This is a genomic window from Azospirillum sp. UFLA03-27, assembly GCF_059803775.1.
The window spans coordinates 1-10,000 of the sequence record NZ_JAUQTX010000241.1; the positions used below are offsets into that span (position 1 = coordinate 1).

Here is a 10,000-nt window from a genome sequence, read left to right on the forward strand (position 1 = left end):
GCGTATAATCGTCGGCAGCGTCAGATGTGTATAAGAGACAGCTCCCAAGGTGATGAAACCGGCGCTTTGACCAGCGCCGCACACCCGAGCACGACCCGTCCCATTCCGCCGTCCTCATCAGGACGTCAACGACCGGAGCCATTCATGCCCGACCAGACCATGCCCGCCCCCGCCGTCCAACCCGCCAACCGGAAAGGCGCCAAGCCGATCAACCTCGCGCTCCAGGGGGGTGGCGCCCACGGTTCCTTCACCTGGGGTGTGATCGACCGCATCCTGGAGGACGGGCGCCTGACCATCGACGGCATCGTCGGGACCAGCGCCGGCGCCATGAACTGCGCCGTCACCGCCTATGGCCTGACCATCGGCGGTCCTGAGGGCGCGCGGGGCAAGCTGCGCGAATTCTGGCGCCGCATCTCCGACGAGGCGAAGAAGGGGCCGCTCCAGCCGACCCCGCTCGACAAGATGTTCAGCAAGGGGAACATGGACTTCTCCCCGCTCTGGCAGATGTTCGACGCGCTGTCGCGCATGATGTCGCCGTACGAGCTGAACCCGATGAACATGAACCCGCTGCGCGACGTGCTGTCGGACGTGGTGGATTTCAAACGCCTGCGCAAGGCGCCGGCCTGCAAGACCTTCATCGCGGCGACCGACGTCTGCGCCGGCCGGCTGAAGGTGTTCGGCCCGAAAGACATTTCGGTTGATGCGGTCCTCGCCTCGGCCTGCCTGCCCTTCCTGTTCCAGGCGGTGCAAGTCGGCAACGCCTTCTACTGGGACGGCGGCTATTCCGGCAACCCGCCGCTGTTCCCGCTGATCGACCAGTGCGACAGCCGCGACATCCTGATCATCCAGATCAACCCGGTCCGCGTGCCGGTGCCGCCGCGCACCGCCCGCGAGATCATGGACCGCGTCAACACGCTCAGCTTCAACTCCAGCATGATGCGCGAACTGCGTGTCGTCGACTTCGTCTCCAAACTGATCGACTCCGGCGAACTCAGCCCGGAGAAGCACAAGAAGATGCACATCCACACCGTCGACGCCGAAGAGGTCGTGGAGAAGCTGGGCGTCACCAGCAAGCTGAACGCCGACTGGGACTTTCTGATGTACATGTTCGAAACGGGCCGCCATAAGGCCGACGAGTTCCTGGATCAGCACTTCGACAAGATCGGCAGGGAATCCTCGACCGACATCAGCGCGAAGTTCCTTGCATGACGGGAACGCGGACGGGCCGGCGGGGCAGCACCACCGCCTGGGCGGACATCGATCTGCACGCCCTCGGCCGGAACCTGGAACGGCTGCGCCGCGGCCTTCCCCCCGGCCAAGCCGTCTTCGGCGTGGTCAAGGCGGACGCCTACGGCCACGGCGCCGGACCGGTCGGGCGGGCGCTCCAGCGGTTCGGGATCGACGGGCTGGCGGTCGCCGACATGGGCGAGGCCATCACCCTGCGGCGGGCCGGCGTGACGGCCCCCATCCTCGTCATCGACCCGCCGCTGCAAAGCCAGCTGCGGTTGCCCGCCCTGCACCGGCTGGGCGCCACCGTCACCAGCGCGGCGGAGGCGCGGGCGCTCGCCACCGCCGCCAACCGCGCCGGACGAACGGTCGACGTGCATGTCCGGGTGAACACCGGCTTCGCCGGCTTCGGGGCACCGCGGGCGGACCTGACCGACCTGCTGGCCGCGGTTGCCGGCGCGCCGGCGCTGCGGCTGGAAGGGCTCTACACCCACCTGTCCGGCGCCTATGGTCCTTACGAGGACGGAGGCCTGGCGGAACTGGAGCGGTTCGGCGAGGCGGTCGAGGCGGTGCGGGCAACCGGACTGCTGCCGCCGCTGGTCCACGCGCTCAGCAGCGCGGCGCTCGGCCGGCCCCTGCTGACCGAGGCCGCGGCGCGTATCGGCTGCACGGCGGTGCGGTGCGGCGCCGCCCTGTTCGGCATCCGCATGGTGGATGGGGAGTTGCCCCTCCCCCTCGCTCCGGTGATGAGCGTGAAGGCCCGCGTTACCCGTGTAACGGCGCTGGAGTTGGGCGACGTCGCCGATTACGCCGCCGCCAGCGCGGCGCCCCGGCGCACGCCGGTGGCGGTCCTACCCTTCGGCTTCTCCGACGCCCACCACCTGCACCGGCTGGCCGGCGGGGTCCTGCTGATCCGGGAACGCCCGGCGCCGGTCCTCGGCCGCCCCTTCATGAGCAGCCTGCTGGCCGACGTGACGGACGTCCCCGGCGTCCAGCCGGGCGACGAGGCAGTCCTGATCGGGCGGCAGGGCGATCACCGGATCACCGTGGAGGACATCGCGGCACGGTCCGGGCTGCGCCCCAGCGCAATCCCGCTTCTCGGGCCGCGGGTCGTCCGTCGCTACCGGTCGAGCTCCGCGGGGGAGGACCAAACGGAATGAGCCCGCACGTGCCGTCCGTCACCAGCCGATCCACCACCATCGGCCATCCAGCCGCGGCGATGACCCGCCGCGGCTGGATGGCCGGGGCCGCCGCCGTCGGCTTCGGCGCCCTCTGCCCGTCGCCTACAGTCCTGGCCGCTCCCCGCCCCCTGCCGTCGGTCCGGGACGTGCCGCGGCGCTGGCGTGTCGGCTACGCCGAATCCATGCCCTACGGCAATTACGCCGCGACGCTCGCCGCTATCCTGGGTGAGCTGGAGCGCATGGGCTGGACCGGCGCGTTGACAGGCCTGCCTTACCGTCCAGGCCAGACCGACACCGCCACCCCTTGGTCCTGGCTGGCCGCCCATGCCGACAGCCCGGTTCTCGACTTCGTCGCCGACGCCCACGCCACCAACCTGACCCCCGATGGCGCCGCCGCGCTGGTGAAACGCCTGCAGGAGGGCGACATCGACCTGATGATCGTCATGGGGACGGTCGCCGGCGTCGCCCTGGCCAGCGACGCGCACCGGGTGCCGGTCCTCGCCTTCTCCTGCACCAACCCGATCGCCGCCGGGATCGTCGCGGCGGAGGCCGACACCGGGCGCGATCATGTGTGGGCGCATCTCGACCCGCGGCGGTTCCAGCGCCAGCTGTCCATCTTCCACAAGACCTTCCGGTTCGGGCGGCTGGGCATCGCCCACGACGACAGCCCGACGGGCCGGGCCATCGCCTCGCTGCCCGACATCGAGGCGACGGCCGAACGACTCGGCTTCGCGCTGGTGCGCCGGCATGTCCGCGCGCCGATCGACCATCTCGACCAATACCGCTACGAGGTCGAGCTGACCGCCGCCTGGGAGGCGCTGTCGCGCGACGCGGATGCCGTCTACATTACCTACGGTCGCTGGCCGCTGGACCGTTTCACCTCGCTGGCCCGGCCCTTCCTGAAACAGCGCATCCCGACCTTCTCGCAGCTCGGCCCCGAGGAGGTGGAGCGCGGCGCGCTGATGAGCATCGCCCGCGCCGACATGGCGGGCATCGGCCATTTCGGCGCCGCCACCCTCGCCCGCGTCACGGCCGGCGAGCCGCTGCGCCACCTGCCGCAGGTCTATTTCGACACGCCCTCCATCGCCTGGAACGCGGCGACGGCGGCGGCCATCGGCTACCGCATCCCCTTCCCGGCGCTGCTGGCGGCGGATTCACTGCACGGAGTGCTCTAGCCATGGCCTCACCCGGCGCCCCGTCCAGCCGTTCCGGCCCCCTCCGCGCCTTCCTTGTGTCCGTTCTGCTGGTGGGGGTGACGCTGGCCTTCAGCCTGAGCATCAATCTCGGTTCCTTCCGCCAGAACTACGCGGGCACGCTGATGGCCGCCTTCGCGGTGGTCGGCGGCAAGACCGTGGAGAACATCCAGGACGCGCTGGGCTACGGCAAGCCATTGGACGACTTCTATGGGCTGGAGGCGATCCTCGACCAGCTCGCCGCCAATCTGCCCTGGGCGCGGGGAATCGGGGTGGCGGTGGCGGACGGGCGCGTCGTCGCCATCGCCAGAGGGCGGCCCGTGGAGCCGATGGCGGAAGCCACCCTACGCCGCGCCCGTGCCGAGCTGGAGCGGCGCCCCCACTGGTTCCGGCACGACGCCGACCACGGGTCCTACGTCCTCTATCTGCCGATCCGCAATCCCGGCGAGGCCGAGCGGGACGGCCGGCAGGCCGACGCTCCCGTCGGCTTCCTCATCATCCAGTCCGACAGCGGCAGGGTGGACGACCCCGTCGAGGAGTTCCGCGACCGTACCCTGCCGCAACTGCTGTGGACGGGGCTGGGGACGGTCGGCTTCCTCGGCCTGACCGGCCTTGCCATGGCCTTCGGGCTGCGCCGCGCGTCGGAGGGGCGTCGGGTCCGGCTGGAGCGCCTGCGCCGGCTGCTGGCACTCGGCGCGATGCTGGCCGCCCAGACCGCGGCGGCGGCGGAATGCTACACGGTGATCTCCACCGCCCATCTGGAGGCCGCCGAACAGGCGACTCAGATCGTCGCCCGGATGATCCGCAACGACGTCGAGTCGGTGGTCCGGCGCGGACTGGACTATGGGTCGCTGGCCGGGATGGACAGCTATTTCGAGCGCATCCGCGCCAGCATGCCCACCCTGCAATCCATCGAACTGGCCATGCCCGGCGCAAGCCCGCCGGCGCACGACGGACGCCACATGGTGACCGGCGTTCCCTTCCTGTCGGACATGCCGGACGTGACGCTGCGCTGGCCGCTCGCCCAGGACCGCGGCGGCGAGTCGCGCAAGCTGGTGGCCGTGGTGGACGGCGACCGGGTTGCCGCCCAACTGACCGAGTTCGGGCTGGACATGGCGACCATCCTCGTCACCTCGCTTCTGTTCATGTTCGAGATGGACCGTGCGCTCGGCGGACGGACGCGGATGGCCCATCGTTCGGGCGATGGCCGCGCCGCGGCGGGTGAGACCGGCGATTTCGCCGGCTTCATCCGCTTCTCGGCCTTTCTGATGTATTTCGGCGCCTTTCTGCCGGTGTCCTTCGTCCCGCTGCTGATGACCAGCTTCGGCGGGGAGCCCTTTCCCTTTCTGTCCCCGTCCCAGATCGCCGCGGCGCCGCTGACGGCGGAGATGCTGTGCGGGGTCGCCGCGGCGCTGGCCGCCGGACGGTTGACCGGGCGGCTCGGCTGGCGGGCGGTCTCGCTGACCGGTTTCGCCGCTGCGGGGGCGGGAATGGCGCTGGCCGCCGTGGCGGCGATGACCGCCGACCCGCTGCTGTTCGTCCTGGCCCGCGGGCTGAGCGGGGCGGGCAGCATGGCCGGACTCATCGCCGCGAACGCCCTGATCGGGCGGCTGCGCGGGGTTTCGGATGGTTCCGCTCTGCAACCCGGCCTGTTCGCCGGCATGTACGCCGGGGTGAATTGCGGGGCCGTGTCGGGCGCCCTGCTCTCCACCACCTACGGACCGGTGACGGTGTTCGCCGCGGGCGCCCTGATCCCGTTGGCAGGGCTGCTCTACACCGCTTTCGGCATTCCCCGCCTGCCCGGAACCGTCCCGCCGGATGCCGCGCAATGCGCGCCTGCGGCGGTTCCCTCGCCCGGCAGCGCGACGGTCCACCCGCGGCATCGGCGCATCAAGGTGCCGCTGTTCCTGGCGCTGATCTCCCTGCCCACCGCGGTGGCGGCGATGTTCCTGCCCTTCTATCTGCCGCTGTTCATCGCGGATCTTGGCCTGTCGTCGGCGACGGTGGGCCGCGCCTACCTGCTGCACGGTCTGTGCGTCGTTCTGGCCGGTCCGCTGCTGACCCGCATGGCGGCGCGGCGCCTGCCGATTCCGGGGGTGACGCTGCTGTCCGCGGCGCTGATCGCCGGGGCGCTGGCCCTGTTCGGTCTCCAGGCGTCGCTGTGGACGGCCTTCGCCGCCGTGTTCGCGATCGGCCTGGCGGAGAGCTTCGGCTTGTCCGCCCAGATGCGCCACGTCGAGCTGCTGGCGGCGCGCGAGGCGCGGCGGCGCGATTCCGTGCTGGCCCTGCACGTCAACACCCGCAAGCTGGGACAGGCCGCCGGACCGCTGCTGTTCGGCACGCTGGCCGCCGCCGTCCCGCTGGGCGCCGGACCGGAGGGGGTGGGCCTGATCGGCGGGCTTTTGGCCGGCAGCCTGCTGCTCTTCGCTTTGCTGACGTGGCGGCGGACCGTCCCGCACCGCACAGCGCGCCAGCGGACGGAGGGCCGGCGATGAGCGGCCTGCGCTTCGCCCTGCTGGCGCCGGATGCGCTGGGCGCCGTCCTGGCGCTGCAGCGGGAGGCCTGCGGCCCGCTGATGCACCCGCTGGGCGAGGCCGAGCTGTCGGACATGCTGGGAGGGCCGCACAGGGGTCATGGGGCGGTGCTCGGCGCGCTGACCGACGACGCGCTTGCCGCCTTCCTCGCCGTGCAGTTTCCCGGTCAGGCCGACCACAATCTGGGCCGCGACTACGGCCTTCCCGACGGGGACCTCGACCGGGCGCTGCACTTCACCGGCATCCTCGTGCATCCGGACCGGCGCGGGCAGGGCCTGCACCGGCGCCTGATCGAAACCGCCGCCCAAGGGGTGCTGCCGCCGGACCGGCACCGCTACTGGTTCGCCACCGTCCGGCCCGAGAACACGGCCAGCGTGCGCGGAATGCTGTCGGTCGGCATGCATGTCTTCGCGCGCAAGCCCAAGCACGACGGCCATGACCGCCTCCTCTTCGTCCGCGACCTGTCCGCCCCGGCCGGCGGCTGAGGCTCCTCTTGTCACCGCAATATTGGCCTTCCGGAGACCGCCCGATGTCCCAAACGCCATACCGGATACGCCTGCGCGTGGGAATCGCGCTGGTCTTCCTGCTGACGACGGTGCCGCTGATCGCGGTGATGCTCAGCTATCTCTACCACGAGAACTCCCGCACCGCGCTGGAGGTGGCGTCGCAGTCCATCGCGCGCACCACCCAGACGGTCACCAACGACCTGAACGGTCTGGTCAGCCCGGTGGCCCGTGTCGCCGAGGCGATGGCCGGGTTCGGGCGGATCGACCGCAACGGGCTGCGGCGCATCGAATCGCTGCGCTACTTCTCCGACGCCCTGGCGACCCTGCCGCAGCTCGCCTCGCTCTATGTCGGTTTCGCCGGGGACGGCGCCTTCTTCCAGATGGCGCGGCTGGCGCCCGACGGCGGACGCTTCGGACCCGCCGCGCCGCCGCCGGGCAGCGCGCTCGCCCTGCGCATGCAGGATTCCAGTTCGGGCCGGTTCGCCGACTCCTATTTCTATCTGCGCTCCTGGGGGCAGGTCACCGGCGTGGAGCGGACGGAGGCGACGGAGGACCCGCGCACCGCCCCCTGGTACGTGGCGGCTCAGAAAGCGGTTGTGGCGGTGATGTCCGACGCCTTCGTCCTGCCGGCGACCCGGCGGCCGGTGGTTACCGTCTCTTACCGGATGGCCACCGACGACGGGGTGCCCATCGGGACCATCGGGGCCGACGTCTCGCTGGACCGGCTGGCGGCCCGGCTGGACGCCCTGCGCATCGGGTCGTCCGGCGCGGTGTTCGTGATCGACGGCGCCGGGCGGGTGATCTGCCACAACCGGGCCGACCTGCTGGTCGGCGGCGACGGCGCGACGGCGGCCCTCCACACCACCGCGACCTTCCCCGACCCGGTGCTGGCCGAGGCGGTGGAGCGCCGCCGCGACGGTGCCGGCGACCGCTTCATCGCCCCGCTGGGGCCGCAGGGCCGCGACTACATCGTCGAGTTCGCGACCCTGGCCGACGGGATCGGCAGCGGCTGGACCGTCGGCGTGGCGGTGGAGGTGGACGAGTTCGTCGGCTCCCTGCGCCGCGCCACCTACCGCATCGTCGTGATCGGCGCCGGCCTGCTGGCGGTGTCGGTCCTGCTGCTGCTGTGGCTGTCGCACCGGTTGACCCGCCCGATGCAGGACATCGTGTCGGAAACCAAGCGCATCCGCCATTTCGACTTGAACGGCCGCTTCGCCGTCCGCACCCGCGTGCAGGAGGTGGCGGAGCTGGCCGGCGCCGTGGAGGCCATGAAGGGCGGCCTGCGCCGCTTCGGCGCCTATGTCCCCAAGGCGCTGGTGCGCGACATCATCGTGACCGGCGACGGCGGAGAGCTGGGCGGCGAGACGCGCCCCCTCAGCATCCTGTTCAGCGACATCGCCGGCTTCACCGCGACCAGCGAAGCCATGCCGCCGCAGCAGGTCCTGGACCGGCTGACCACCTATTTCGAGCGGATGACCGCCTGCATCCACGGCCACGGCGGCACGGTGGACAAGTTCATCGGCGACGCCATCATGGCCTTCTGGAACGCCCCGCGCCCCGATCCGGACCATGCGGAGCACGCCTGCCTCGCCGCGCTCGGCTGCCTGTCGGTCAACCGCGCCATCAACGACGCCTGCCTCGCCGCCGGGATGCCGCCGATGCCCACCCGCTTCGGCCTGCATCTGGGGGAGGTGGTGGTGGGCAACGTCGGCTCCTCCGACCGCATGCAGTACACGGCGCTCGGCTCCCATGTGAACCTCGCCTCGCGCAGCGAGGGGCTGAACAAGGTCTACGGCACCAGCATCCTGGTCACCGGGGCGGTGGAGCACGCGGTGCGCGGGCGCTTCCTGTTTCGGCCCGTCGATCTCGCCGTGCCCTCGGGCCTGTCGGCGCCGATCGAGCTGTTCGAGCTGGTCGGCGCGCTCGACCCGCATTCGGCCTTCGCCCGCCCGCCGGAGACTCACGACCTCTGCCGCCAGTGGCACGTCGCCGTCTCGCTCTACCGCAGCCGGCGCTGGGCGGCCGCCCTGGACCTGCTGCGGCCGCTGGCCGACGAGCCGGAGGTGGCGGCGCTGGCCCGGCTCTATATCGCGCGCTGCGAGCGGCTGATCGCCGACCCGCCCGGCGACGGCTGGGACCCCGCCGAGCATTTCAAGACCAAGTAGCCAGAAGAGGACGCGATGAAAAGCAGATGGACGGCGCGGCTGTTGGCCGCCTGCACGGTACTGGCGCTGGCGTTCGCCGCCGCCGGGGTGTCCGCCGAGACGGTCATCAAGCTGGCCCACCCCAACCGCAACGACGCCTTCGACAACACCGCCGGGGCCATGGCGATCGTCTTCAAGAACCATGTTGAGGTGGCGACCGAAAAGCGCGTGCGCGTGGAGATCTTTCCCGAGGGCCAGATGGGCCGCGACGGCGACGCGGTGAAGCTGGTCCGCCAGGGGACCATCCAGTCGGCCATCTCCTCGGTCGGCGGGGTGGCGCCGCTCTACCCGATGCTGGCGGTCATCGATCTGCCCTTCGCCTATTCCTCGGTCGCCAACGCCTACGACGTCTTTGACGGCCCCTTCGGCCACCGGCTGGCCGAGGAGATCCGGCGCAAGGCGGGCCTCGCCGTGCTGGGCTTCGGCGATCCGGGCGGGCTGTTCACCATCACCAACTCCAAGCGCCCGATCCGCCAGCCCGAGGACATGAAGGGGCTGAAGATCCGCACCATGGATCTGGAGACGCACCGCACCATGATCGGCAGCCTGGGCGGCACGCCGGTCAACGTCGCCTGGTCGGACCTCTACAACGCTCTGGGCACCGGCGCGGTGGACGGCCAGATGAATCCGGTGCCGATCGTCCGCTTCGCCCGCTTCGACGAGGTGCAGCGCCACCTGACGCTGAGCAACCACCTGTTCCTCCCCTATGTTTGGGTGATGAACGCCAAGTTCCTGGACGAGCTCGCCCCCAGCGACCGTGCGGCCGTGATGAACGCCGCCCGGCTGGGCGTCGTCGCCAGCCGCGGTCTCAGCCGCCTGATCGAATCCTCCGACCGCGGTCTGCCGCCGCTGACCCAGCGCATGGAGGTCCACACGCTGACCCCGCGCGAGGCGGAGGCGTTCCGCAAGGTGACCCAGCCCGCGGTGCGGCAGGCCATCGAGCGGCGCTTCGGCGCCGAGGGCGTGGAGATGCTGGCCGCCTTCGAACGGGCGATCCGCGAGGAGCGGACGCCGTAGGCGGTTCAGCCGGGCGGTCAGCTTATCCCATCCGCCGGACCGCTCCCCCGGCCAGCGCGCGCAGCCGTCCGGCGCGGCCGTGGCCCGTCCCCTCGCCCTGTCTCTTATACACATCTGACGCTGCCGACGATTATACGC

At 71.1% G+C, this 10,000-nt stretch carries 7 protein-coding genes; all 7 read left to right on the forward strand.

All coding sequences use genetic code 11. From position 1 onward, the window contains the following. Positions 1 to 144: 144 nt before the first annotated feature. From Q4I23_RS26230 to Q4I23_RS26260, 7 genes are read left to right on the forward strand one after another with little or no spacing between them, the layout of a single operon-like run. Positions 145 to 1,209, forward strand: coding sequence for a patatin-like phospholipase family protein (locus Q4I23_RS26230; RefSeq protein WP_498528156.1), 1,065 nt, complete (start codon positions 145 to 147; stop codon positions 1,207 to 1,209). Next, on the forward strand, positions 1,206 to 2,387 hold the full coding sequence (gene alr, locus Q4I23_RS26235; protein WP_498528157.1) for an alanine racemase: 1,182 nt from the start codon (positions 1,206 to 1,208) through the stop codon (positions 2,385 to 2,387). The genes Q4I23_RS26230 and alr overlap by 4 nt, the downstream gene beginning before the upstream one ends. Beyond that, on the forward strand, positions 2,384 to 3,583 hold the full coding sequence (locus Q4I23_RS26240) for an ABC transporter substrate binding protein (RefSeq protein WP_498528158.1): 1,200 nt from the start codon (positions 2,384 to 2,386) through the stop codon (positions 3,581 to 3,583). The genes alr and Q4I23_RS26240 overlap by 4 nt, the downstream gene beginning before the upstream one ends. Before the next feature lie 2 nt (positions 3,584 to 3,585). Then, a complete protein-coding gene (locus Q4I23_RS26245; protein ID WP_498528159.1) occupies positions 3,586 to 6,096 on the forward strand; it encodes an MFS transporter in 2,511 nt (836 codons plus the stop codon). After that, positions 6,093 to 6,620 carry a GNAT family N-acetyltransferase gene (locus Q4I23_RS26250; RefSeq protein WP_454016205.1) on the forward strand — a complete coding sequence of 176 codons (528 nt, stop codon included), beginning with the start codon at positions 6,093 to 6,095 and terminating at the stop codon, positions 6,618 to 6,620. Before Q4I23_RS26245 ends, Q4I23_RS26250 begins: the two co-directional genes overlap by 4 nt. A gap of 44 nt (positions 6,621 to 6,664) precedes the next feature. Beyond that, positions 6,665 to 8,806, forward strand: coding sequence for an adenylate/guanylate cyclase domain-containing protein (locus tag Q4I23_RS26255; RefSeq protein ID WP_498528160.1), 2,142 nt, complete (start codon positions 6,665 to 6,667; stop codon positions 8,804 to 8,806). 15 nt (positions 8,807 to 8,821) lie between these two features. Further along, a complete protein-coding gene (locus Q4I23_RS26260; protein WP_454016207.1) occupies positions 8,822 to 9,862 on the forward strand; it encodes a TRAP transporter substrate-binding protein in 1,041 nt (346 codons plus the stop codon). Positions 9,863 to 10,000 lie beyond the last annotated feature (138 nt).

Coding starts and splice junctions, on each gene's coding strand:
- Q4I23_RS26230 (WP_498528156.1), top strand. CDS start 145: ATGCCCGACCAGACCATGCCCGCCCCCGCCGTCCAACCCGCCAACCGG.
- alr (WP_498528157.1), top strand. CDS start 1,206: ATGACGGGAACGCGGACGGGCCGGCGGGGCAGCACCACCGCCTGGGCG.
- Q4I23_RS26240 (WP_498528158.1), top strand. CDS start 2,384: ATGAGCCCGCACGTGCCGTCCGTCACCAGCCGATCCACCACCATCGGC.
- Q4I23_RS26245 (WP_498528159.1), top strand. CDS start 3,586: ATGGCCTCACCCGGCGCCCCGTCCAGCCGTTCCGGCCCCCTCCGCGCC.
- Q4I23_RS26250 (WP_454016205.1), top strand. CDS start 6,093: ATGAGCGGCCTGCGCTTCGCCCTGCTGGCGCCGGATGCGCTGGGCGCC.
- Q4I23_RS26255 (WP_498528160.1), top strand. CDS start 6,665: ATGTCCCAAACGCCATACCGGATACGCCTGCGCGTGGGAATCGCGCTG.
- Q4I23_RS26260 (WP_454016207.1), top strand. CDS start 8,822: ATGAAAAGCAGATGGACGGCGCGGCTGTTGGCCGCCTGCACGGTACTG.